Raw genomic sequence first — 23,918 nt, 5'->3', positions numbered from 1 at the left:
CTTTGTCCCGTATTCGCAGGCTCAAGCCGGCACGGCCACCATCAGGAGATGAAATGACAGAGGAGCGCGTCGAGCATTTGCTCGCCGAGGTGCACGACGAGTTCGGCATGATTCGCGTATTCGAAGTGGCCGATTACCGGTTTCTCGAGTTTGGCGATGCCATCGAGCAGAGTTGCGTGTTCACAGCCGATCCGAGCTGGCTCGAATATGACTATACCCGCGCCATGCTCATCGGCGCGTTGTGTCACGAGCAGCCGGAAAGTGCGCTGTTCCTGGGGCTGGGCGCCGGTACGTTGACCCAGGCCTGCCTCAAGTTCCTGCCGTTGGAAGATGTCGAGGCCATCGAATTGCGCCCCGACGTGCCGCGCCTGGCCATCGAATACCTGGGGCTGGATGACGATCCGCGCCTGTACATCCGCGTCGGCGATGCACTGGAACTGCTTGAAAGCGCCGAGCCGGCGGACCTGATTTTCGTCGACCTCTATACCGATGTCGGTCCCGGCGTCGGGCACCTGGCCTGGGGCTTCCTGGAAAATTGCCAGAAACGCCTCAACCCGGGCGGCTGGCTGGTGATCAACCAGTGGGCCACGGATGACGGCAAGCCATTGGGCGCGGCGCTGTTGCGCGGCTTGTACCACCGGCATTATTGGGAGCTGCCGGTGAAGGAGGGCAACGTGATCCTGATCGTGCCGGCGGACCTGGATCAGGAGCTGGACATGCAGGGACTGGTCGCCAGGGCTGAAGGGCTGGCGCCGAGGCTGGGTTATTCGTTGCAGTCGTTGATCAAGGCCATCCGCCCGGCAACCTGACCCCCGTCCAAGGTGTGACAACCTCCTGTGGGAGCAAAGCTTGCTCGCGATGAACACCACTCAGACCTTTGCGGAAATCGCGGTGTCTGCATCGCGAGCAAGCTTTGCTCCCACAGGTAAAGATGAACCGTTTTAGCACCCATCCCCGCAACGCTGGGCCTCTGTAGAACAAACGGTTGTACCGTTAACCCCAAGGCCTTGTCACAGCGAGCCCCATAACGGGGTCAGGCAATAAAAAAAGCTCCCTTTTTGGGCGAATTCCGGTATAGTGCGCGCCGGCCTTTAGCCGGGCCGCGTCAAGGTAGCGCAATTCCCCGAAGTCAGCTTCGGTTGCATGTCCGCACAACGGATGCTTCCACGACGTTCTTTTTCATTCATTCGTTTTCGCAAATCCCCGCCGACAAAGCAGCCAGGGCGACTCTTGAGTCTCAACACGGCACGCGCAGCTTTGGAGCATGGGTCTTTGCGGATGCACTTAGAGGCAGACCCATGACCCAGGAAACCGGCGGCTTCGCCGCTTTTAATCTCAACCCGAACATTCTTGCTGCCGTCACTGCGACCGGCTACGAAGAACCTTCGGCGATTCAGCAGCAATCGATCCCGATCATCATGGCCGGCCACGACATGATTGGCCAGGCGCAAACCGGTACGGGTAAAACCGCTGCGTTCGCCCTGCCGATCCTGCATCGCATCGATCCTGCCAAGCGCGAACCGCAAGCCCTGATCCTGGCGCCAACTCGTGAGTTGGCGCTGCAAGTAGCAACCGCTTTCGAAACCTATTCCAAGCAGATGCCTGGCGTTACCGTTGTGGCCGTTTACGGCGGTGCCCCGATGGGCCCACAACTGAAAGCCATCCGTAATGGCGCGCAGATCGTTGTCGCCACTCCGGGTCGTCTGTGCGATCACCTGCGTCGTGACGAAAAAGTCCTGGCTACCGTGAACCACCTGGTTCTCGACGAAGCCGACGAAATGCTCAAGCTGGGTTTCATGGATGACCTGGAAGTCATCTTCAAGGCCCTGCCAGCGACTCGCCAGACTGTATTGTTCTCGGCCACCCTGCCGCAATCGATCCGTGCCATTGCCGAGCGCCACCTGCGCGATCCGCAACACGTGAAGATCCAGACCAAGACCCAGACCGTCACCGCGATCGAACAGGCTCACCTGTTGGTTCACGCTGACCAGAAGACGTCTGCCGTTCTCAGCTTGCTGGAAGTGGAAGACTTCGACGCCCTGATCATGTTCGTGCGCACCAAGCAAGCGACCCTGGACCTGGCCAGCGCCCTGGAAGCCAAAGGCTACAAAGCCGCTGCGCTGAACGGTGACATTGCCCAGAACCAGCGTGAGCGCGTGATCGACTCCCTCAAGGATGGCCGCCTGGACATCGTTGTGGCGACTGACGTTGCTGCCCGTGGCCTGGACGTTCCGCGCATCACCCACGTGTTCAACGTGGACATGCCGTACGATCCGGAATCCTACGTTCACCGTATCGGCCGTACTGGCCGTGCCGGTCGCGAAGGCCGTGCGCTGCTGCTGGTCACCCCGCGTGAGCGTCGCATGCTGCAAGTGATCGAGCGCGTAACTGGCCAGAAGGTAGCTGAAGTTCGCCTGCCGGACGCCCAGGCCGTTCTCGATGCTCGCATCAAGAAACTGACCAACAGCCTGTCGCCACTGGTGGCTGACGCCGAATCGACCCACGGTGATCTGCTTGATCGCCTGACCGCCGACATCGGTTGCACCCCACGCGCCCTGGCCGCCGCACTGCTGCGCAAGGCCACCAATGGCCAAGCGCTGAACCTGGCTGCAATCGAGAAGGAACGTCCCCTGGTGCCGAACAACGCACCGCGTGGCGATCGTCCTGAGCGCACCGGTGATCGTCCGGACCGTGGTGATCGCGAGCGTCGTGCTCCGATCCCGCTGGCCGAAGGTCGTGCTCGCTGCCGTACCGCGCTGGGTGCCCGTGACGGCATCGCTGCCAAGAACCTGCTGGGTGCCATCCTCAACGAAGGCGGCCTGGCCCGCGAAGCGATCGGCCGCATCCAGGTGCGTGATAGCTTCAGCCTGGTAGAGCTGCCGGAAGATGGTCTGGAGAAGTTGCTGACCAAGCTGAAAGATACCCGTGTGGCTGGCAAGCAGCTCAAGCTGCGTCGCTATCGCGAAGATTGATCGGCTCTTGGGCTGATTGATCGAACATAAAAAATCCCCGACTGGTTCGGGGATTTTTTATGCCTGTCGTTTGGTGTTCTGTCATGGATAGTGGCGTGGAGGCCAATCGCGAGCAAGCTCGCTCCCACAGAAAATCCAATGTGGGAGCGAGCTTGCTCGCGATTGAAGCGACTCGGTCCATCAGTCAGTCGAACCGATAGATGTCCATCCCCAGCGTCCCCATCGTGAACCCCGCATGGGCAATGCTGAACTTGCCCCCGGCACCCCGGGCAAAATACAGCGGCAGCAAGTGCTCATCGCTGGGGTGGCTGCGCACGGCGTTCGGCGCCTGGCGACGGTAATCATGCAGCGCGGCCTCGTCGTCGGCCGCCAGCGTCTCAACCATCCAATCGCGAAAGGCCTTGGCCCAGGGCTCAATGCTGTTGGGGCCGGCGTTCCAGTCCAGGTCGCGCAGGTTATGGGTGATGCTGCCGGAACCGATCAGCAAGATGCCCTGCTGACGCAGGCTCGCGAGGGCCTGGCCGACCTGTGTCTGCAACGTCGGTCCCTGGCGGCTGGGCAGGGAAACCTGCACCACCGGGATGTCGGCCTCGGGGTACATCAAAGACAATGGCACCCAGACGCCATGGTCGGACGGCCGTTGAGGGTCGAGGCGTGCCGGCAGATGCGCGGTGTTGAGCATGGCTGCGACTTGCGTGGCCAGTTGAGGATCGCCAGGCGCGGGGTACTGCACCTCATACAGGGCTGGTGGAAAGCCGCCGAAGTCGTGCCAGGTGCGCGGCTGCGGATTGGCGCTGACCAGCAGTTCGTTGCTTTCCCAGTGGGCGGACACGATGACGATGGCCTTGGGCTTGGGCAATTGAGCGGCCAGGCGAGCCAATGCCGGACCACTGTCGCCGGGCTCCAGGGCGAGCATCGGTGAGCCATGGGAGATAAACAGGCTGGGCAGCATGAAGGGACTCCTGAGCGTTAAGATGGAGTCATCTTCCGTCAGGTCAATGATCTAAATCTAATATAAGTTTTAGCCCGTTTTGATCGATTTTTTTGGAGCGAATCATGGAGCCCGAGTTTTGGCACAAGCGCTGGTCATCGAACCAGATTGGTTTTCACCTGCCAGAGGTGAACCCCTACCTGCAACGTTTCTGGCCGCAATTGGGCTTGGCCCAGGGCAGTCGGGTGCTGGTGCCGTTGTGTGGCAAAAGCCTGGATCTGCTGTGGCTTGCTCATCAGGGCTATTCGGTGTTGGGCGTGGAATTGTCGGAAAAAGCCGCCACGGATTTTTTCCTTGAGCATCAGCTTGAGGCGGTTGTGAGTGAAGAGGGCGCTTTCAGGGTGTTCCGTGCCGGTGATATCGAGATTCGCTGCGGTGATTTCTTTGCCCTGGACCCGCAGGATGTGGCCGATTGCACGGCTCTGTACGACCGCGCTGCATTAATCGCGTTGCCCGTGCCGATGCGGGAACGGTACGCGGCTCATCTGCAGAAGATCTTGCCCGATGGGGTCGGCTTGTTGATTACCTTGGATTACAACCAGGATGAAATGCCTGGCCCGCCGTTTTCCGTCGGGGATGATGAGGTGCAGCGGCTGCTGGGAGGTGTCTGGCAGTTGGAGGTGTTGCAGGAGCAGGATGTACTGGGGGAGAGCTGGAAGTTTTTGCAGGCGGGTGTGAAACGGTTGGATGAGCGTGTTTATCGGCTGTCCAGAGGTTGAAGCGGTGGTTGTGCTGACGCCATCGGGAGCATGCTCGCTCCCGATGGCGGCCTGACAGGTGGCCTGGATTTTGTTGATCGAGTACATATCCGTTGCTGCGGTAACGGCGGCTTAGGGTTCCGCTCTTACAGCGGCTCACTTTTGAGAAGCGCAAAAGTAAGCAAAACGCTTTTGCCCCACCACTCGGTGCCTCGCTTAGGCTCGGCATGCCCTCACTCCGGCATTGCTCCGTGGGCCCGCCGCGAAGGGCCATCCATGGCCCAGCGCGGCTATCCCGGCATCCATGCCGGGATGCCCACTGCGCAATGCCTGCGTTCGGCCAGCGTGGTTAACGGGGCGCCCTAGATCAAGATCTAAAGCAAGAGCAAGAGCAGGGGGCTCAGGCCGGCATCTATGTGGCTGAGCCACCGCTATCGCGAGCAGGCTCGCTCCCACAATGGGGCTGCAGTGAACACAAGACTCATGAACACCCAAATCCCCTGTGGGAGCAAAGCTTGCTCGCGATGAGGCCAGCAAACCCAACATCCATGTGACTGAGCCACCGCCATCGCGAGCAAGCTTTGCTCCCACAGATCTAACGTGTGTACGACCGGGAGAGCCAGGTCGGCTGTTAGGCCGCCTCGCGGTGGACGTTGATCTCGGCGCCCCGTTAACCACGCTGGCCGAACGCAGGCATTGTGGAGTGAGGGCACACCGAGCCTAGGCGAGGTGCCGAGTGGTGGGGCAGGAGCGTTTTGCTTACTTTTGCGCTTCTCAAAAGTGAGCCGCTGTAAGAGCGGAACCGTCAGCAGCCGTTACCGAAGAAACGGATATACACACCCCAAAAGAAGGCGCAAAAAAAAACGGCGCTTCCCATTTCTGAAAGAAGCGCCGTTTTTTTTAGCAAGCAGCACCGCGTTTTTCCAGCAAAATCACGCGCTATGGTAAGTCGGCAAAGCAAACCGATGCTGGCTCTGCAACAAGGTGATCTGTGGCAACTCGCTAGCCTGTTCAGCCAGGTCACGACGAATCGCACTGATCGCCCAGGACAACTGATCCCCCGCATGCAATTGAGCATAGGAAATCGTGCGTTTGAACAGCTTGCCGTCACTATTACGCAAGGTCAGCAAAATGCCGCCATCCGGGCGGGGCTGGGTGGTCACTTCGTAGTTGGAAAACAGGGACGCAAACTTTTCTTGAATCATGTTCATAGTTGACTGCTCCATGTATGGCAAACCGTGGAGAAGAGGTTGCACTGTCTGTGCCAGCATTTGGCTTTATATAAAATCCTTTAAAAACAGATAGTTATGTTTTTGCTGTATTTTTGATTTCGTGCATCTTGCATGAATCGCCATCGTGCATCCTGCATTTTGCGTGGTCGGGCAATGATTTTTGGAACCAAATCGTTTTGCGGCGCTCACGCTTCGCCTGTCTCGGGCAGCGGATACAAAACATTGCAAAAACCGCGTGTACAGCGCCGCAATTGCCAGCGTACTTTCGAGCCAAATCACCTCCTGCCCGATAACAAGAACCGAGACCCACGAGGTCGAACGGGGAAGATCACCATGAGTCGTACACCCAGCGACGCGATTACCTGGGGCATGATGCTGCGCAAGCTGCCAGCCATTGCCAGAGCCGTCCCCCGGATCGTCAAAGGCATGAAGCTGGCCAACGTCCAGGACCCGACCCAGCCTTGCGGCCTGGGCTGGTGTTTCGAGCAGGCCACGCAACGCAATCCCCAGGGCCCGGCACTGCTGTGCGGCGCTACGGTGTTGAGTTATGCACAGGTCAACGCGCAGGCCAATCGCATCGCCCATTACCTGCTGGCCCAGGGCATCGGCAAGGGCGATTGCGTGGCGATATTCATCGAGAACCGGCCACAGCTGTTGATCAGCGTGCTGGCGATGGCCAAGGTTGGCGCGGTCAGTGCCATGCTCAACACCTCGCAAACCGGCGACGCGCTGGTGCACAGCCTGGCCCTGGTCAACCCGGTCGCGGTGGTGGTGGGGGATGAACGGGTCGCGGCCTTCAACGACATACGAGAGCGAACCACTCTATCGAGCAGCAGGACCTGGTGGCTGGCGGATCAGGACAGCGCCGATATCCCGTCCGATGCCCCGTCCGGTTTCATCGACTTGATGGCTGGCAGCGAAGATTACCCAAGCGATAACCCGGCGAGCAGCCAGCAGGTGTTCTGCAACGACCCGTGTTTTTATCTCTACACCTCGGGCACCACCGGGCTGCCCAAGGCTGGGGTGTTTCGCCATGGTCGCTGGATGCGCACGTCCACCAGCTTCGGCCTGATCGCCTTGGACATGCAGCCCGACGATGTCGTGTATTGCACGTTGCCGCTGTACCACGCCACGGGCTTGTGCGTGTGCTGGGGCGCAGCGATCTGTGGTGCATCGGGCTTCGCGATTCGGCGCAAGTTCAGCGCCAGCCAGTTCTGGAACGACGTACGCCGTTATCGGGCGACCACGCTGGGGTATGTCGGTGAGTTGTGCCGCTACCTGATCGACCAGCCTGTCGCTGCCGATGACCGTCACCACGGTGTGAAGAAAATGATCGGCAACGGTCTGCGGCCCGGTGCCTGGTCGACCTTCAAGACCCGGTTTGGCATCGACCACATCTGTGAGCTGTATGCGGCCAGCGACGGCAATATCGGTTTCACCAATATCCTGAATTTCGACAACACCGTCGGGTTTTCCCTGATGGGCTGGGAATTGGTGCAGTACGACCATGCCAGCGGCCTGCCGTTGCGCAACCTGCAAGGTCGCATGCAAAAAGTGCCCAGGGGCCAACCGGGCCTGTTGCTGGCGCGGATCGACGAGAAGGCGCCGCTGGATGGCTACACCGATCAGGCCTTGACCGAAAAAACCATCTGCCGGGATGTCTTTGCGCCGGGTGATCGTTACTTCAATACCGGAGACCTGTTGCGCAACATTGGTTTCGGGCATGGGCAGTTCGTTGATCGACTCGGCGATACCTATCGCTGGAAAGGCGAAAACGTCTCCACCACGGAAGTCGAAAATGTGCTGCTGCAACATCCGCAGGTGGCCGAGGCAGTGGCTTATGGCGTGGAGATCAATGGCACCAATGGCCGTGCCGGCATGGCGGCAATCACTCCGTCCGAATCCCTGGCGACCCTGGACTTCAGCGAGTTGTTGCAGTTTTTGCAAGGCAAGCTGCCTGCCTATGCCGTGCCGCTGTTCCTGCGTATCAAGGTAAAAATGGACACCACCGGCACCTTCAAGTACCAGAAGACTCGCCTCAAGGCCGAAGCGTTCGACCCATGCGTCACCGGGGATGAGCCGATCTTCGCCTGGCTGCCGGGCACCGATACTTACGTGCGGGTGGATCGGCAGCTGGCCGTTCGGATTCAGGGCGGACAATTGCGTTATTGATTCTGACTATGACGGGCACAGTGAAAAAAGGGATGACAGCGCCCGGGTCCCTCGGGAAACTAGCCGCTTTGCGAAGACCCGAGTGGAGTTTCCCATGTCCGATACAAGCCGCCAGATGACCCCGGAAGAGGCTGCGGAGTTTGCCGAGCAGGTGTTCAACGTCGCACGCCAGGGTGATGCGGCCATGATGGCCGCGTTGCTGAGCAAGGGCCTGCCACCCAACCTGCGTAACCACAAGGGCGACACCTTGTTGATGCTGGCCGCTTACCACGGGCATGTGGAAACGGTGAAAGTGCTGCTGGAGCATAAGGCCGATCCGGAAATCCGCAACGACAACGGCCAGAGCCCGATTGCCGGCGCGGCGTTCAAGGGCGACCTGGCAGTGGTTTCGGCGTTGGTGGATGGCGGCGCGCAAGTGGAAGGCGCCTCTTTCGATGGCCGTACCGCGCTGATGATGGCGGCGATGTTCAACCGCGTGGAAATCGTCGACTACCTGATCGGCAAAGGCGCCGACCCGAAAGCCAAGGATGCCAACGGCGTCTCGGCCCTCGATGCCGCCAAGACCATGGGCGCGGTGGACACCACGGCGCAGTTGGAAAAGTTGTTGGGCTGAAAGGCTGTGGGAGCAAAGCTTGCTCGCGATACAGGCACCTCGGTTCCAGAGAGACCGCGTTGTTTTCATCGCGGGCAAGCCTTGCTCCCACAAAATGCTCGTTCACCACAGGTCCTTCTCCAATCCTAATCTGCATGCGAATGCGCTATCCTGCCCGCCCTCAAAACACCCTTCGCCACAGGATTCACCCCATGAAAGCCGCCCTCATCGAACTCATCGGTAAAATCAGCTCTGGCTGCCTCGGCGAGGCGGACATCGCGAAAATCGCTGACGAAGCGGCCCAGGCCTACGCCGATCCGACGGTTTTCCTGGCGGCCAACCCCGATATCAACTACGACGACACGTTCCCCATCCCGTTGGGTGAGTGGGTAGTGGTGGGCAGCCTGCCGGACACCGTGCTGTTCCAGGCCGACACCTACGTGGACCTGTTCGAACAGATCGTCGCCTCGTTCGGCCCCGGCGTGGCGTTCAACCTCAAGCCCAAGCAACTGGCGAAGACCGAAGCCCTGACCGCGCTGAACCGCATCCAGATCCAGATGAGCAGCCTGAACAAGGAAAACGGCGGCTACGTGCTGATGAACTTCAGCCAATTGCTCGACGATGAATTGCAAATGGTGCTGGTGTACGGCAACGACGTGCCGCGGGTGCTGGAGTTGTGTGCCGAAGTCGGCATCACCGCCGCGCCGGCCCTGGAAGCCCTCAAGGTCGCGGTCCACGTCTGAAGCAATAAAACGGAACCCTTGCCTGGCGCCCGCTATCCTAAGGGTGCACATCACCATTTGGGAGCGACACCATGGGTTCCACTTTCAACGGCCTGGTCGGCCTGATCATCCTGGCGCTCGATATCTGGGCGATCATCAATGTACTCAAGAGTGGCGCGCAAATCGGGATGAAAATCCTCTGGGTGCTGCTGATCCTGCTGTTGCCGGTACTGGGCCTGATCATCTGGGCGATTGCCGGACCGCGTGGCAACGTGCGGATTTGACACGCTCCACCCAAAAGCCCGGGCGCTGAAGGCGACCGGGCTTTTTTAGGCGTGGGGTCTTCAGGCCGTGGCCAGGGACGGCTTGCGCGAGGTGCTCAAGAAGCGCAGCAAGGCCAACAGTGGGAAGGCACTGCCGACGATCACCACCCACAACCAGCCGCCGTGTTCGTACACCGCACTGGCAATCGATGAGCCGAAGGCGCCACCGACGAAGATGCTGGTCATGTACAGCGCATTCAGCCGGCTGCGACTCTTGGCATCGAGGGCATAGATGGTGCGCTGGCCCAGGACCATGTTCATCTGCACACAAAAATCCAGGACCACGCCGGTCACTGCCAGGCCGATCACGCTGTACAGCGGATGGATGAACGCCGGCAGGAAACTCAGGCTGGCGAACAACATCGCCAGCAACGAGGCGTTGCGGGTATGGCCGGCATCCGCCAGGCGACCGGCGATGGGGGCGGCGATGGCGCCAATGGCACCGACCAGGGCGAACAAGGCGATTTCAGTCTGGGACAGGCCGTGGTTGCGTGACAGTTCCAGTGGCACGGCGGTCCAGAACAGGCTGAACGTGGCGAACAGGCAAGCCTGGTAGAACGCCCGTTGCCGCAGCAGCGGTTGTTGGCGCAGCAGGGTGCCGAGCGAGCCCAGCAGTTGGCCATAAGAGGCACTGTGGTCAGGCTGGCGCTTGGGCACGGTCAGTGCCAGGACGATGCTGATGGCGGCCATCAACGCGGCGGCGATGATGAACATGGCCCGCCAGCCGAAGTGATCGGCCACCACGCTGGAGACTGGCCGCGCCAGCAGGATCCCCAGCAGCAGGCCGCCCATGATCCCACCCACGACCCGGCCCCGGGTCTCCTCCGGCGCCAGGTGTGCAGCCAGCGGAATCAGGACTTGCACCGACACCGAGCTGAACCCCACCAACAGCGAAACCAGCAGGAATACGTTCGGTTGATCGGTGAACGCTGCCCCTAACAAACTGGCGATCGCCACCACGGTGGTGATGATCATCAGCCGCCGGTTTTCCAGCAAGTCACCCAACGGCACCAGGAAAAACAGGCCCAGGGCATAACCGATCTGGGTCAGCGAGACGATCAGGCTGGCCATGGTGCTGCTCAGGCCGACGTCGGGTGCGATCAGTTCGATGATGGGTTGGGCGTAGTAGATGTTGGCGACGATGGCGCCACAGCAGAAGGCGAAGAGCAGGACCATGCCGCGGGTCAAGGTGCTGCCGGGCGTGGGGGAATGAGCACTCATGGCAATCTCGTCAGTGAACAGGAAAGATGGCGCGAGGCTAAAGCGTTAGGGGGCCCTGGAACAGGGCTTGCGATTGATATCAGTCATGCTTGCAGTTGATGATGGGGCGCACAAGGAAGCTGGGAAGATTTTGTGGCAAGGGGATCTCTGGACCAAAGCTTGGTGGTCGGGGCCAGCCTGTGTGGGAGCAAGGCTTGCCCGCGATACAGGCACCTCGGTTCCAGAGGCACCGTGCTGTTTTCATCGCGAGCAAGCTTTGCTCCCACAGATCCCCTTGCCACAGGCTCGCGTACAGCTTGTTCTACCTTATTGCCCGCTGTAGATCTGGTCGAAAACCCCACCGTCATTGAAGTGAGTCTTCTGCACCGTGCGCCAGTCGCCGAAGGTTTTTTCCACGGACAGGAAGTCGACTTTCGGGAAGCGGTCGGTGTATTTGGCCAGTACCGCCGGGTCCCGTGGGCGCAGGTAGTTGGCAGCGGCGATTTCCTGGCCTTCGGGCGACCACAGGTACTTGAGGTAGGCCTCGGCGGCTTCGCGGGAGCCTTTTTTCTCGACGACTTTGTCGACCACGCTGACCGGTGGCTCGGCCTCGGCGGACACGCTCGGGTAGATCACTTCGAACTGGTCGCGGCCGAATTCGCGGGCGATCATCTCCGCTTCGTTTTCAAAGGTCACCAGCACGTCGCCGATCTGATTGGTCATGAAGGTGGTTGTCGCGGCGCGACCGCCGGTGTCCAGTACCGGTGCCTGCTTGAACAGTTTGCCGACGAAGGCCTTGGCCTTGTTCTCGTCACCGCCATTTTTCAGCACGTAACCCCAGGCCGAGAGGTAGGTGTAGCGACCGTTGCCGGAGGTTTTCGGGTTGGGCACGATCACCTGCACACCGTCCTTGAGCAGGTCGGGCCAGTCTTTCAAGGTTTTCGGGTTGCCTTTGCGCACGATGAACACCGTGGCCGAGGTGAACGGCGCGCTGTTGTTCGGCAAGCGGGTGACCCAGTTCTCGGGCACCAGTTTGCCGTTGTCCGCCAGGGCGTTGATGTCGGTGGCCATGTTCATGGTGATGACATCCGCCGGCAGCCCGTCGATCACCGAACGCGCCTGCTTGCTGGAGCCGCCGAACGACATCTGCACGGTGATGTTTTCGTTGTGCTCGGCCTGCCAGTGTTTCTGGAAGGCGGTGTTGTAGTCCTTGTAGAAATCGCGCATCACGTCGTAGGAAACGTTGAGCAGGGTCGGGGCGGCGTGGGCCAGGCTGCCAAAGGTCAGGCCGACGGCGAGAAGAGAGGCGCCAAAGAAGTTCTTCACTGCGAATTCCTTTTTATCAACGGGGGTTCCGGGCAATTAGCCAGCACACTAGCTGCAAGCCTATAGACCTTCAAGCATCAAAAAGTGCTTTGCTTATTCCAATTTCTTAAACAACGCATTGCCACAACGGGAGCAGAAAGCGGCACCGTGTTCGTGGTTGTTTTTGCTGCACACCGGGCAATCGTGCTGGAGCTGGTCGCCGCGCATGGCCGTGGCCAGTTCAGCCGTGAAAATACCCGTTGGCACGGCGATGATCGAGTAACCGGTGATCATCACCAGGGATGACACCACCTGGCCCAGTGGCGTCTTGGGCACGATGTCGCCGAAGCCCACCGTGGTCAGTGTCACGATAGCCCAATAGATGCCTTTGGGGATGCTGGTAAAGCCATTCCCAGGGCCTTCGATGACGTACATCAGCGTGCCGAATACCGTTACCAGGGTCGAGACGCTGACCAGGAACACGATGATTTTCTGCTTGCTCCCCCGCAGCGCCGCCATCAAGTAGTTGGCCTGCTTGAGGTAAGGGCTGAGCTTGAGCACACGGAAAATCCGCAGCATGCGGATGATCCGAATGATCAATAGGTATTGGGCATCGCTGTAGTACAGCGCCAGGATCCCTGGCACGATCGCCAGCAGGTCCACCAGCCCGTAGAAACTGAAGGCATAGCGCAGCGGCTTGGGCGAGCAGTACAGGCGCAGGCCGTACTCGACGATGAAGATGAAGGTGAAGCCCCACTCGATAGCGGCCAGCAGGGCCGCGTAGTTTTTGTGCACGCTGTCGATGCTGTCGAGCATCACGATCACCAGGCTGGCGAGGATGATCAACAGCAAGGTGCTGTCGAAGCGCCGGCCGGCGACGGTGTCGGTCTGGAAAATGATCACGTAGAGGCGTTCGCGCCAATTGTTGCTGCTTTGCATAATCGTCGCCTGAACCGGAATCAGCGAAGCCTAGGGCGATTGCCCTGCAGAGCGCAAGGCGCGCTGTCGAGGCTGGCCTGGCGCCACGCCCGGCCGCTGGCCTGGATCAGCCAACACGCGAGGATGAACGGTGCCGTCAGGGGAGGCAGGCCGAGGGCGATAAAACCAGGGGCAAGCATGACCGCCAGGAGAATGCCCGCCAGTGGCAGCCAGGGTTGGCGGCGTTGTTGGCTGAGGGCCAGGGCCACCAACACTGGGTTGTAACCGCCAAGGCCGCAAAGAGCGGTTACGTTTTCATGTTGCGACAAGGCGAAGGCCAGGCCGGCGGCGGAACCGAACAATGCCCAACCGGCAGCGCGACGGTCGGACAGCAGCAGGCCCGCCGCGATCAGCGCACCGGCCGCCGGATGGCCGAGAAACATGACCTGGCCCAGCCCGCTCAAATGCGCGGTCAGCAGGTTGGGTATCGTCATTTCAATCGTGGTGGTTGGGGGCGGCGGCAGGGTGAAACTCATCAGCAGCCAAGCCAACCCTACAAAAGGCGCGGTGTAGGCGGGCAGGCATCGAGGGCCTCGGCTGCGCTTGAGCCATTGCTGGGTCAGCATCGCGCTGAGACCGCCTGCGGCGATGATCAACGGTGGCAACAGGACGGACCAGGGCAACGCGAGGCTCAGCAACAAGCCCAGCAGGATGCCGTTGTAGCTGAACAGCCCGGCTTGCCGGTCGGCCTTGGTGTAACCGCGTCGCTGGGCCGTGAGCAACCCGGCCACCCCGCCCAGCAACGCACCGCCGAACAGGGCGGGCGCAGTGAGCAGGATCGCCAGCAGGCACAGCAGGCCGCACAACGGATGGCGCTGGAGGAAGATCTGGCTGAAGCCGTTGAGCAGGGCGGTGGCCCAGTCGGGGCAGTGGGTGGTGGAAGAATGGTTGGGCATGATGGGTCAGAGGTAAGAGAGCACTGTGGCCAGAGATAGCCCCGTAGGAGCTGTGTAGGAGCGGTGTAGGAGCTGTCGAGTGCAACGAGGCTGCGATCTTCCCCCTACCCATTGAGTCGAGAGCGAACGATCAAGATCAAAAGATCGCAGGCTTCGCCAGCTCCTACAGAAACAACTCTGGTCACAGAAAATTAGATCAGCGTCTCAATGCGCAACGAATTGGTCGACCCCGGCTGCCCGAACGGCACGCCCGCGGTGATCAGCAAGGTATCGCCGCGCTGGGCCATGCCTTGGGCCTGGGCGATTTCCAGGGCGGTGGAACAGACTTCATCCACCTGCTTCAACCGATCGTTGACCACCGAGTGCACGCCCCAGGCCACCGTCAGGCGGCGAGCGGCCTGCAGGTTCGGTGTGAGGTTGAGGATCGGCACCGTCGGCCGTTCCCGCGCCGCCCGTAGACTGGAGCTGCCCGATTCGCTGTAGTTCACCAGCACCGCCACTGGCAGCACGTTGCTGATGCGACGGATCGCGCAACTGATCGCATCCGACACCGTGGCCTCGGCTTTTGGCCGGCTGACATCCAGTTGCGCCTGGTAGTCGGGGCCGTTTTCCACTTGGCGGATGATCTTGCTCATCATCTGCACGGCTTCGAGGGGGTAATCCCCGGAAGCGGTTTCCGCCGACAGCATCACCGCATCGGCTCCTTCGGCCACGGCGTTGGCCACGTCGGTGACTTCGGCGCGGGTGGGCGCCGGGGAGAAGCGCATCGACTCGAGCATCTGGGTCGCCACCACCACCGGTTTGCCGAGGGCGCGGCAGGTGCCGATGATGTTCTTCTGAATCTGCGGCACGCTCTCGGCCGGGACTTCGACACCCAGGTCACCGCGAGCAACCATGATCGCGTCACTCAACTCGGCGATTTCCCGCAGTTGGGCCACCGCCGACGGTTTCTCGATTTTCGCCATCAGGAACGCCTTGTCGCCGATCAGCGCCCGGGCCTCGCGGATGTCCTCGGGGCGTTGGACGAACGACAATGCCACCCAGTCCACGCCCAGCTCCAGGCCGAAACTCAAGTCGCGCCGGTCCTTGGCCGTCAACGGGCTCAAGTCGAGCACGGCCTGGGGCACGTTCACGCCTTTGCGGTCCGACAGCTCGCCGCCGTTGAGCACCTCGGTGTCGATGGCGTCGCTGTGCCTGGCGGTCACACGCAGGCGCAACTTGCCGTCGTCCAGCAGCAGGTCCATGCCGGGCGCCAGGGCCGCGATGATTTCCGGGTGGGGCAGGTTGACCCGGCGTTGATCGCCGGGCGTCGGGTCCAGGTCCAGACGCAGGGCCTGGCCCCGTTGCAGCAGGACCTTGCCGTCGGCGAACCGGCCGACCCGCAGCTTCGGACCTTGCAGGTCCATCAGGATGCCCAGCGGGTAATTGAGCTGCTGCTCGACCTCGCGAATCCACTGGTAGCGCTGGGCGTGGTCGGCATGCTCGCCGTGGCTGAAGTTCAGGCGGAAGATGTTCACGCCGGCCTGTACCAGCGCGCGGATGTCATCGATGCCGCGGGTGGCGGGGCCGAGGGTCGCGAGGATCTTGACCTTTTTATCAGGCGTCATGTTCGGGGTTCTCGAGGATCAGGATGGCGCGAAAGTCATTGACGTTGGTGCGGGTCGGTTCGGTGACGATCAGCGCATCCAGGGCGGCGAAGTAGCCGTAGCCATTGTTGTTGTCCAACTCGTCGCTGGCGCACAGGCCCAGCGCGGCGGCGCGGCGATAGCTGTCCGGGGTCATGAGGGCACCGGCGTTGTCTTCGGAACCGTCGATGCCGTCGGTGTCGCCGGCCAGCGCGTAGATGCCGGGATGACCCTTGAGGCTGTCGGTCAGGCTCAGCAGGAATTCTGCATTGCGCCCGCCACGACCGTCGCCGCGCACGGTGACGGTGGTTTCGCCGCCGGAGAGGATCACGCACGGCGCCGCCAGTGGCTGGCCGTGCAGGGCGATTTGCCGGGCGATGCCAGCGTGGACTTTCGCCACCTCCCGGGATTCGCCTTCCAGGTCGCCGAGGATCAACGGGCTGAAACCGGCCTGGCGCGCCTTCACTGCCGCGGCCTCCAATGACTGCTGGGGGCGGGCGATCAATTGGAAGTGGTTGCGGGCCAGGCTCGGGTCGCCGGGCTTGACGGTTTCCGATGCCGGGCTGTGCAACCAGTTGCGCACCGAGGCTGGCACCTCGATCTGGTAGCGCTGGAGAATCGCCAGGGCTTTGGCCGACGTGCTGGGGTCGGCCACGGTAGGGCCGGAGGCAATGACCGTGGCAAGATCCCCGGGCACATCGGAGATCGCATAGGTGTACACCGTCGCCGGCCAGCAGGCCTTGCCCAAGCGCCCGCCCTTGATCGCCGAGAGGTGCTTGCGCACGCAATTCATCTCGCCGATGGTCGCGCCGGATTTGAGCAGGGCTTTGTTGATCGATTGCTTGTCGGCCAGGGTGATGCCTTCGGCGGGCAAGGCGAGCAGGGCAGAACCGCCGCCGGACAGCAGGAAGATCACCCGGTCGTCTTCGCTGAGGTTGCTGACCATTTCCAGCACCCGCTGGGCCACGGCCAGGCCGGCGGCATCAGGCACCGGGTGGGCGGCTTCCACTACTTCGATTTTCTGACAGGGCGCGCCATGGCCGTAGCGGGTCACCACCAGGCCAGAGACTTCGCCCTGCCAGCAGCGCTCGACCACTTGCGCCATGGCCGCCGCGGCCTTGCCGGCACCGATGACGATCACTCGGCCGCTGCGGTCGCTGGGCAGGTAGCGTTCAAGGACGTGTTGCGGATGGGCCGCGTCAATGGCTGTGGCAAACAGCTCGCGCAGCAGTTGTTGCGGATCGACCGACATGGCGGGCTCCCGGGATTCTTGTTATTTGAAGGGCAACGCAGACCCCTGTGGGAGCGGGCTTGCTCGCGAAGGCGGTGTGTCAGTCAATACTTCATTGGCAGATCGATCACTTTCGCGAGCAAGCTCGCTCCCACAAGGGGGTTTTGGTGTGTCAGTTGTCGCGGATGGAGAAATTGGCCATGTGCTCCAACCCCTTGATCAGCGCCGAGTGATCCCAGTGGCTGCCGCCGATGGCCGCGCAGGTGCTGAACACTTGTTGGGCGTTGGCGGTGTTGGGCAGGTTGATGTTCAGTTCCCTGGCGCCTTGCAGGGCCAGGTTCAGGTCCTTCTGGTGCAGGCTGATGCGGAAGCCCGGGTCGAAGGTGCCCTTGATCATGCGTTCGCCGTGCACTTCGAGGATCTTCGACGAAGCGAAACCGCCCATCAGCGCTTCACGGACCTTGGCCGGGTCGGCACCGTTTTTCGAGGCGAACAACAACGCTTCGGCTACCGCCTGGATGTTCAAGGCAACGATGATCTGGTTCGCCACTTTGGCGGTCTGGCCATCGCCGTTGCCGCCCACCAGGGTGATGTTCTTGCCCATGGCCTGGAACAGCGGCAGGGCACGCTCGAAGGCGGCGCTGTCGCCACCGACCATGATGCTCAGCGTCGCGGCCTTGGCGCCGACTTCTCCGCCGGACACCGGTGCATCGAGGTACTGCGCGCCTTTTTCATTGATCTTCGCCGCGAACACCTTGGTGGCGGTGGGGGAGATCGAACTCATGTCGATCACCACCTTGCCCGCGCCCACACCCGCCGCCACGCCGTCGGCGCGGAACAGCACGTCGTCGACCTGCGGCGTGTCCGGGACCATGACGATGATGAACTCGGCTTCCTGGGCCACTTCCTTCGGGTTGGCCAGCGCCACCGCACCACCCGCCAGCAAGTCGGTCGGGGCCGGGTCATGGTGTTGGGACAGGAACAGACTGTGACCGGCCTTTTGCAGGTTCAGTGCCATGGGGTGGCCCATGATGCCGGTGCCGATGAATCCGATTTTAGCCATGGGGAAATCCTCTTGTTTTTGTATTGCTTCAAGCAAATGGGAGACGTTTTTTTGTGGGAGCGAGCCTGCTCGCGATGGCGGCTCTACATTCAACAAAGATGCTGGCTGGACTTCCGCTATCGCGAGCAGGCTCGCTCCCACAAGGTTTTCAGCCAGCCCAGACCCGCTTCGGTGGTGGTCAGCGGCTTGTATTCGCAGCCGACCCAACCCGTGTAGCCAATGCGGTCAAGGTGTTCGAACAGGAAGCGATAGTTGATCTCGCCCGTGCCCGGCTCGTTGCGGCCTGGGTTGTCCGCCAGTTGCACGTGGTTGATCTCGCCCAGGTGCGATTGCAGGGTCCGGGCCAGGTCACCTTCCATGATTTGCATGTGGTAGATGTCGTACTGCAGAAACAGGTTGGCGCTGCCCACCTGCTCGCGGATCGACAGGGTCTGGGCGGTGTTGTTCAGGTAGAAGCCGGGAATGTCACGGGTGTTGATGGCTTCCATTACCAGCTTGATGCCGTTGGCCTGCAGCTTCTCGGCGGCGTATTTCAGGTTGGCGACGAAGGTTTTCTCCACCAGGGTTTCACTGCAGTTCTGCGGGCGAATCCCGGCCAGGCAGTTGACCTGGGTGTTGCCCAGCACCTGGGCGTAGGCGATGGCCAGGTCGACACCGGCGCGGAACTCCTCGACCCGGTCCGGCAGGCAGGCAATGCCGCGCTCGCCCTTGGCCCAGTCACCGGCCGGCAGGTTGAACAGCACCTGGGTCAGGCCGTTGGCGTCGAGCAAGGCCTTGAGTTCGGCGGAGCTGTAGTCATAAGGAAACAGGTATTCGACACCACTGAAACCGGCCTTGGCGGCGGCTTCGAAACGGGCGAGAAAATCCTGCTCGGTGAACAGCATGGACAGGTTGGCGGCGAAACGCGGCATGGTGGTCTCCTGTAAGTATTTGGCAAACCCCTCTGTGGGAGCGGGCTTGCTCGCCAAAGCGGTGTATCAGCCGACATCTTTGTTGGATCTGAAGCCGTCTTCGCGAGCAAGCCCGCTCCCACAGGTCAGTCGAGTAGCGAAATGGCAGTCGGTGCATCGTTGCCCACAAGCGCCAGATCTTCAAATTCATTGACGGCGTTGATCTCGGTGCCCATGGAAATATTGGTCACCCGCTCCAGGATGATCTCGACGATCACCGGCACCTTGAATTCCTCGATCATCGCCTGGGCCTGGCGCAGGGCCGGCTGGATGCCGGACGGTTCGAACACCCGCAGGGCCTTGCATCCCAGGCCTTCGGCCACGGCAACGTGATCCACGCCATAACCGTTGAGTTCCGGGGCGTTGAGGTTGTCGAAGGACAGCTGCACGCAGTAGTCCATGTCGAACCCGCGCTGGGCCTGGCGAATCAAGCCCAGGTAGGAGTTGTTCACCACGACATGGATGTAGGGCAGTTTGAACTGCGCACCCACCGCCAGCTCTTCGATCATGAACTGGAAGTCATAGTCGCCCGACAGCGCCACGACCTTGCGGCTCGGATCGGCCTTGACCACCCCCAGCGCGGCCGGAATGGTCCAGCCCAACGGCCCGGCCTGGCCGCAGTTGATCCAGTGGCGTGGCTTGTAGACGTGGAGGAACTGCGCCCCGGCGATCTGCGACAGGCCAATGGTGCTGACGTAGCAGGTGTCCTTGCCGAACACCTGGTTCATTTCTTCGTACACGCGCTGTGGCTTGACCGGCACATTGTCGAAATGCGTCTTGCGTTGCAGGCTGGCCTTGCGTTGCTGGCAGTCTTGCAACCAGGCGTCGCGGTTTTTCAGCTTGCCGGCGGCTTGCCATTCACGGGCCACTTCGATGAACACCGTCAGGGCCGAGGCGGCATCGGAGACGATACCCAGGTCGGGCGTGAAGACGCGGCCGATCTGGGTCGGCTCGATGTCCACGTGAATGAACGTGCGGCCTTCGGTGTAGACGTCCACCGAACCGGTATGACGGTTGGCCCAGCGGTTGCCGACGCCCAGCACCACGTCCGACTTGAGCAAGGTGGCGTTGCCGTAGCGATGGGAGGTTTGCAGGCCGACCATGCCGACCATCAGTGGGTGATCGTCGGGGATGGTGCCCCAGCCCATCAAGGTAGGGATGACGGGAATGCCGGTCAGTTCGGCGAACTCCACCAGCAGTTCGCTGGCATCGGCGTTGATGATGCCGCCACCGGCCACCAGCAACGGACGCTCAGCCTGATTGAGCATCGCCAGGGCTTTCTCGATCTGCACGCGGTTGGCCGCGGGTTTGGCCAGGGGCAGTGGCTGGTAGGCGTCGATGTCGAATTCGATCTCGGCCATCTGCACGTCGAACGGCAGGTCGATCAGCACCGGGCCCGGACGGCCGGAGCGCATCTCAAAGAACGCCTTCTGGAAGGCATACGGCACCTGGCCGGGCTCCAGCACGGTGGTTGCCCACTTGGTCACGGGTTTGACGATGCTGGTGATATCCACAGCCTGGAAGTCTTCCTTGTGCAGACGGGCGCGGGGGGCTTGCCCGGTGATGCACAGGATCGGGATCGAATCGGCCGAGGCGCTGTAGAGCCCGGTCACCATGTCGGTGCCGGCCGGGCCCGAGGTGCCGATGCACACGCCGATATTGCCAGCCTTGGTGCGGGTGTAGCCCTCAGCCATGTGCGAGGCGCCTTCAACGTGGCGAGCAAGGACGTGATCGATGCCACCCACCTTCTGCAGGGCGGAGTACAGCGGGTTGATCGCGGCACCCGGGATACCGAAGGCGGTGTCCACGCCTTCACGGCGCATTACCAGAACGGCGGCTTCGATTGCTCTCATTTTGCTCATTATTTTGTGCCTATTACGTTTTGTAATTGTATACAAATTGCTTTGCGCAGAGTGTATTCACGGTAAACGGCGCAGGTCAATCCATTTCCTCAAGCATCTGTTTCATTCGTCGGAAGGCCAGGTTTTGCTACGGCCTTCCATCGATTAAGGTGCTTTGTGAAAATTATTGTATACAAAAATATGTATTGTTGTGTTCTATTTGTTGTGTTCGGTTTTGCTGAAAGTGAAGCCCACAAGGCTCTCCCATAACAAAAGAAGGACAGCACCCATGAGCGTTCTAACCTTGAAAATCGCCGTCAACCTGGCCGGGCAAGCCCTTGCCGCCGGTCGTGAAATCAGCGCTGCGCCCCTGACCGTCGCGGTCCTGGACAGCGGCGGGCACCTGGTTGCCTTGCAGCGCGAAGACGGCGCCAGCCTGCTTCGCCCGCAGATCGCCATCGGCAAGGCCTGGGGCGCCATCGCCCTGGGCAAAGGCTCACGCCTGCTGGCCCAGGACGCCCAGCAACGCCCGGCGTTTTTCGCGGCATTGAACGGGCTGGGGCAGGGCAACGTCGTACCGGCACCGGGTGGGGTGTTGATCAGGGATCAGGATGGGAAGGTGCTGGGGGCGATTGGTGTCAGTGGTGATGTTTCGGATGTGGATGAGCAGGTGGCGGTCAGGGCGGTGGAGGCGCTGCGGTTGAGGGCGGATGCGGGGGCTTGATTTGTACTGACTGAGCCTTTGCTATCGCGAGCAGGCTCGCTCCCACAAGAGGGCGGCGGTGGGGGCATATTCTGCAGACACTGCAAATTCACACTGTGGGAGCGAGCCTGCTCGCGATAGCAATCTAGCAGACACATTCAGCTAAAAGTCTGCCTCCCATCCAGGCATCCACGGGTCTAGCCTTCTTTATGACTCAATCATCAAAGGGGCAAGGAATGCCTGTTTCACCTGCTTCACATAGACTGCGCCTCGGCCGCTATGCCGAGTCCAGCCGGATCTATTTACTGTCCACCAACACATTTAGCCGCGCACCAGTTTTTAAGGACGTTGTCCTGGGTAGACTGGTCGTTGAGCAATTTCGAAAGGCTCAGGAACAAGGCCGGGCCGACTCATTGGCCTGGGTTGTTATGCCGGATCATTTCCATTGGTTGATCGAGTTGCGCAGGGGATCTCTGAGTGAGCTGATGCAAAGGACCAAATCATTGAGTACCAAGGCTGTAAATCTGCGCCTGGACAGTAAAGTCAGCCTTTGGCAGCAAGGATTTCATGACCGAGCACTGCGGCGGGAAGAAGATCTGAAAATAATGGCTCGCTATGTCGTCGCCAACCCGTTGCGGGCAGGTCTGGTGAAGCGGCTTGGCGACTATCCGCTGTGGGATGCCATTTGGGTTTGACTTGAAATCCAGTTGCCGCTTTCGCGAGCAGGCTCGCTCCCACAAGGAATTTAGGCTGCTCGCAGAATCTATATTCACAGCAGAACCCTGTGGGAGCGAGCCTGCTCGCGAAGGCGGCGACTCGGTCCTGAGCCTAGCGATCCACCTCACACCCCTTCAACACCAACCGAATAATCGTCTGCGCCGCCGCTTCGTAATCCGCCTCATCAAGCTTGGCCTTGCCGGTCACGGCGCTGATCTGCCAGTCGAAATCGGCATAGGTCTGGGTGGCGGCCCAGATGCTGAACATCAGGTGGTTGGGATCGATGGGGGCGATCTGGCCGCGGTCGATCCAGGTCTGGATGCAGTCGATGTTGTGCCGGGCCTGGGCGTTGAGTTGTTCTACCAGGTCGGGGCTCAGGTGGGGGGCGCCGTGCATGATTTCGCTGGCGAAGACTTTCGAGGCGAAGGGCAGGTCGCGGGAGATGCGGATCTTGGAGCGGATGTAGTGGCTCAGCACCTCACCGGGCACGCCGTCGGCGTTGAACGGTGTCGAAGCCTGGAGAATCGGCTCGATGATGCTTTCCAGGACCTCGCGGTAGAGGTTTTCCTTGGATTTGAAGTAGTAGTAGACGTTGGGTTTGGGCAGGCCTGCCTTGGCCGCGATGTCGCTGGTCTTGGTCGCGGCGAAGCCCTTGTCGGCAAATTCTTCGCTGGCGGCACGCAGGATCAATTCTTTGTTGCGCTCGCGGATAGTGCTCATAAACCCAGGGGTTCCTTGCCTGTTCTGGCGGTGGCGCATGGTAGCACCGGCCTCGCGCGGCGCTCAAGAATGCCCCAAGGCACCACGGCTCGCGGTATGCTTCGCGGCATCATTATTCAAGGAGCCCCTTCATGGCCGGAAGCAGTTTGCTGGTACTGATCGACGATATCGCCACCGTGCTCGACGATGTTGCGCTGATGACCAAAATGGCCGCCAAGAAAACCGCCGGTGTGCTCGGCGATGACTTGGCGCTCAATGCCCAGCAGGTGTCAGGTGTGCGTGCCGAGCGGGAACTGCCGGTGGTGTGGGCGGTGGCCAAGGGGTCGTTCATCAACAAATTGATCCTGGTGCCGTCGGCGCTGGCGATCAGCGCCTTCGTTCCTTGGTTGGTGACACCGTTGTTGATGGTGGGCGGCGCCTACCTGTGTTTCGAAGGGTTCGAAAAACTGGCCCACAAGTTCCTTCACAGCAAGGCCGAAGATCAGGCCGAACATGCGCAACTGGTCGAGGCAGTGGCCGATCCGGCGGTCGATCTGGTGGCCTTCGAAAAGGACAAGATCAAGGGCGCGGTGCGCACCGACTTCATTCTGTCGGCGGAAATCATTGCCATCACCCTCGGCACCGTCGCCGATGCGCCGCTGACTCAACAGGTGATCGTGCTGTCGGGCATTGCGATTGTCATGACCGTCGGTGTGTACGGCCTGGTGGCAGGCATCGTCAAGCTCGATGACCTGGGGCTCTGGTTGACGCAGAAGCCAGGACAGGTAGCCAAAAGCATCGGCGGGGCCATCCTGCGCGCAGCGCCCTATATGATGAAAAGCTTGTCGGTGATCGGCACCGCGGCGATGTTCCTGGTGGGCGGTGGCATCCTGACCCATGGCGTGCCGGCGGTGCATCACTGGATCGAAGGCGTGACGGCCAGCGCCGGTGGCGCCGGGTTTATCGTGCCGATGTTGCTCAATGCGGTGGCGGGGATTGTCGCGGGGG

22 protein-coding genes are annotated in these 23,918 nt (G+C 61.1%); 10 read left to right on the top strand and 12 right to left on the bottom strand.

Annotated features, from left to right (window positions below):
- The first annotated feature begins 53 nt into the window (after positions 1-53).
- Entirely contained in the window at positions 54-809 is a 756-nt protein-coding gene (locus B0E42_RS17395) for a spermidine synthase (RefSeq protein WP_003199402.1), read from the top strand.
- Between the two features lie 489 nt (positions 810-1,298).
- On the top strand, positions 1,299-2,972 hold the full coding sequence (locus B0E42_RS17385) for a DEAD/DEAH box helicase (RefSeq protein ID WP_014337279.1): 1,674 nt from the start codon (positions 1,299-1,301) through the stop codon (positions 2,970-2,972).
- A 184-nt stretch (positions 2,973-3,156) separates the two neighbouring features.
- Here B0E42_RS17385 and B0E42_RS17380 read toward each other — a convergent pair whose 3' ends face one another.
- Positions 3,157-3,924: a class III extradiol ring-cleavage dioxygenase gene (locus B0E42_RS17380; protein WP_077506916.1), complete on the bottom strand. Its 768-nt coding sequence runs from the start codon at positions 3,922-3,924 to the stop codon at positions 3,157-3,159.
- Positions 3,925-4,028: 104 nt separating this feature from the next.
- On the opposite strand from B0E42_RS17380, the gene B0E42_RS17375 reads away from it, so the two are divergent.
- Complete coding sequence (locus B0E42_RS17375; protein ID WP_018603135.1) at positions 4,029-4,682, top strand: thiopurine S-methyltransferase; 654 nt, start codon at positions 4,029-4,031, stop codon at positions 4,680-4,682.
- Between the two features lie 911 nt (positions 4,683-5,593).
- Here the strand turns inward: B0E42_RS17375 and B0E42_RS17370 are convergent.
- Positions 5,594-5,872 (bottom strand): DUF3509 domain-containing protein, encoded by a 279-nt coding sequence (locus B0E42_RS17370; protein WP_003204481.1) that lies wholly within the window; start codon positions 5,870-5,872, stop codon positions 5,594-5,596.
- A gap of 354 nt (positions 5,873-6,226) precedes the next feature.
- On the opposite strand from B0E42_RS17370, the gene B0E42_RS17365 reads away from it, so the two are divergent.
- The 4 genes from B0E42_RS17365 to B0E42_RS17350 all read left to right on the top strand — a co-directional run bounded on the left by B0E42_RS17365 (position 6,227) and on the right by B0E42_RS17350 (position 9,663).
- Positions 6,227-8,065 (top strand): long-chain-acyl-CoA synthetase, encoded by a 1,839-nt coding sequence (locus B0E42_RS17365; protein ID WP_077506915.1) that lies wholly within the window; start codon positions 6,227-6,229, stop codon positions 8,063-8,065.
- 94 nt (positions 8,066-8,159) lie between these two features.
- Entirely contained in the window at positions 8,160-8,678 is a 519-nt protein-coding gene (locus B0E42_RS17360) for an ankyrin repeat domain-containing protein (protein WP_018604674.1), read from the top strand.
- Between the two features lie 191 nt (positions 8,679-8,869).
- Complete coding sequence (locus tag B0E42_RS17355) at positions 8,870-9,400, top strand: hypothetical protein (RefSeq protein ID WP_018604671.1); 531 nt, start codon at positions 8,870-8,872, stop codon at positions 9,398-9,400.
- A gap of 71 nt (positions 9,401-9,471) precedes the next feature.
- On the top strand, positions 9,472-9,663 hold the full coding sequence (locus B0E42_RS17350) for a PLDc N-terminal domain-containing protein (RefSeq protein WP_014339608.1): 192 nt from the start codon (positions 9,472-9,474) through the stop codon (positions 9,661-9,663).
- Positions 9,664-9,723: 60 nt separating this feature from the next.
- Here B0E42_RS17350 and B0E42_RS17345 read toward each other — a convergent pair whose 3' ends face one another.
- The 9 genes from B0E42_RS17345 to gcl all read right to left on the bottom strand — a co-directional run bounded on the left by B0E42_RS17345 (position 9,724) and on the right by gcl (position 20,812).
- The gene (locus B0E42_RS17345; RefSeq protein WP_018604668.1) at positions 9,724-10,923 is read right to left on the bottom strand and encodes an MFS transporter; all 1,200 of its coding nucleotides are present in this window, start codon (positions 10,921-10,923) and stop codon (positions 9,724-9,726) included.
- Between the two features lie 306 nt (positions 10,924-11,229).
- The gene (locus B0E42_RS17340) at positions 11,230-12,228 is read right to left on the bottom strand and encodes a sulfate ABC transporter substrate-binding protein (protein ID WP_053182310.1); all 999 of its coding nucleotides are present in this window, start codon (positions 12,226-12,228) and stop codon (positions 11,230-11,232) included.
- Between the two features lie 93 nt (positions 12,229-12,321).
- Positions 12,322-13,146, bottom strand: a complete 825-nt coding sequence (locus tag B0E42_RS17335) for an ion transporter (RefSeq protein WP_077506914.1) — start codon at positions 13,144-13,146, stop codon at positions 12,322-12,324.
- 20 nt (positions 13,147-13,166) lie between these two features.
- Positions 13,167-14,081, bottom strand: a complete 915-nt coding sequence (locus B0E42_RS17330; protein ID WP_077506913.1) for an urea transporter — start codon at positions 14,079-14,081, stop codon at positions 13,167-13,169.
- 191 nt (positions 14,082-14,272) lie between these two features.
- On the bottom strand, positions 14,273-15,688 hold the full coding sequence (gene pyk, locus B0E42_RS17325; RefSeq protein WP_077506912.1) for a pyruvate kinase: 1,416 nt from the start codon (positions 15,686-15,688) through the stop codon (positions 14,273-14,275).
- The gene (locus B0E42_RS17320) at positions 15,678-16,958 is read right to left on the bottom strand and encodes a glycerate kinase (RefSeq protein WP_077506911.1); all 1,281 of its coding nucleotides are present in this window, start codon (positions 16,956-16,958) and stop codon (positions 15,678-15,680) included. Before B0E42_RS17320 ends, pyk begins: the two co-directional genes overlap by 11 nt.
- A gap of 151 nt (positions 16,959-17,109) precedes the next feature.
- Positions 17,110-18,000, bottom strand: a complete 891-nt coding sequence (locus tag B0E42_RS17315; protein WP_077506910.1) for a 2-hydroxy-3-oxopropionate reductase — start codon at positions 17,998-18,000, stop codon at positions 17,110-17,112.
- 116 nt (positions 18,001-18,116) lie between these two features.
- Complete coding sequence (hyi, locus tag B0E42_RS17310) at positions 18,117-18,911, bottom strand: hydroxypyruvate isomerase (RefSeq protein ID WP_077506909.1); 795 nt, start codon at positions 18,909-18,911, stop codon at positions 18,117-18,119.
- A gap of 125 nt (positions 18,912-19,036) precedes the next feature.
- Positions 19,037-20,812, bottom strand: a complete 1,776-nt coding sequence (gene gcl, locus B0E42_RS17305; RefSeq protein WP_018604654.1) for a glyoxylate carboligase — start codon at positions 20,810-20,812, stop codon at positions 19,037-19,039.
- A 268-nt stretch (positions 20,813-21,080) separates the two neighbouring features.
- On the opposite strand from gcl, the gene B0E42_RS17300 reads away from it, so the two are divergent.
- Entirely contained in the window at positions 21,081-21,515 is a 435-nt protein-coding gene (locus B0E42_RS17300; RefSeq protein ID WP_077506908.1) for a heme-binding protein, read from the top strand.
- A 215-nt stretch (positions 21,516-21,730) separates the two neighbouring features.
- Positions 21,731-22,189, top strand: a complete 459-nt coding sequence (locus tag B0E42_RS17295; RefSeq protein WP_077506907.1) for a transposase — start codon at positions 21,731-21,733, stop codon at positions 22,187-22,189.
- 133 nt (positions 22,190-22,322) lie between these two features.
- On the opposite strand, the gene B0E42_RS17290 is transcribed toward B0E42_RS17295, so the two are convergent.
- Positions 22,323-22,931 (bottom strand): TetR/AcrR family transcriptional regulator, encoded by a 609-nt coding sequence (locus B0E42_RS17290; protein ID WP_046065644.1) that lies wholly within the window; start codon positions 22,929-22,931, stop codon positions 22,323-22,325.
- A 131-nt stretch (positions 22,932-23,062) separates the two neighbouring features.
- Here B0E42_RS17290 and B0E42_RS17285 point away from each other — a divergent pair.
- Positions 23,063-23,918, top strand: an 856-nt coding sequence (locus tag B0E42_RS17285; protein WP_077506906.1) for a DUF808 domain-containing protein, incomplete at its 3' end; no start/stop codon positions are given.

Origin of the sequence: Pseudomonas sp. A25(2017) (genome assembly GCF_002001065.1) — a bacterium.
Classification (GTDB): domain Bacteria; phylum Pseudomonadota; class Gammaproteobacteria; order Pseudomonadales; family Pseudomonadaceae; genus Aquipseudomonas; species Aquipseudomonas kilonensis.
Note: the sequence above shows the minus strand (reverse complement) of the source record. Positions and strands in the feature narration are given on the sequence as shown.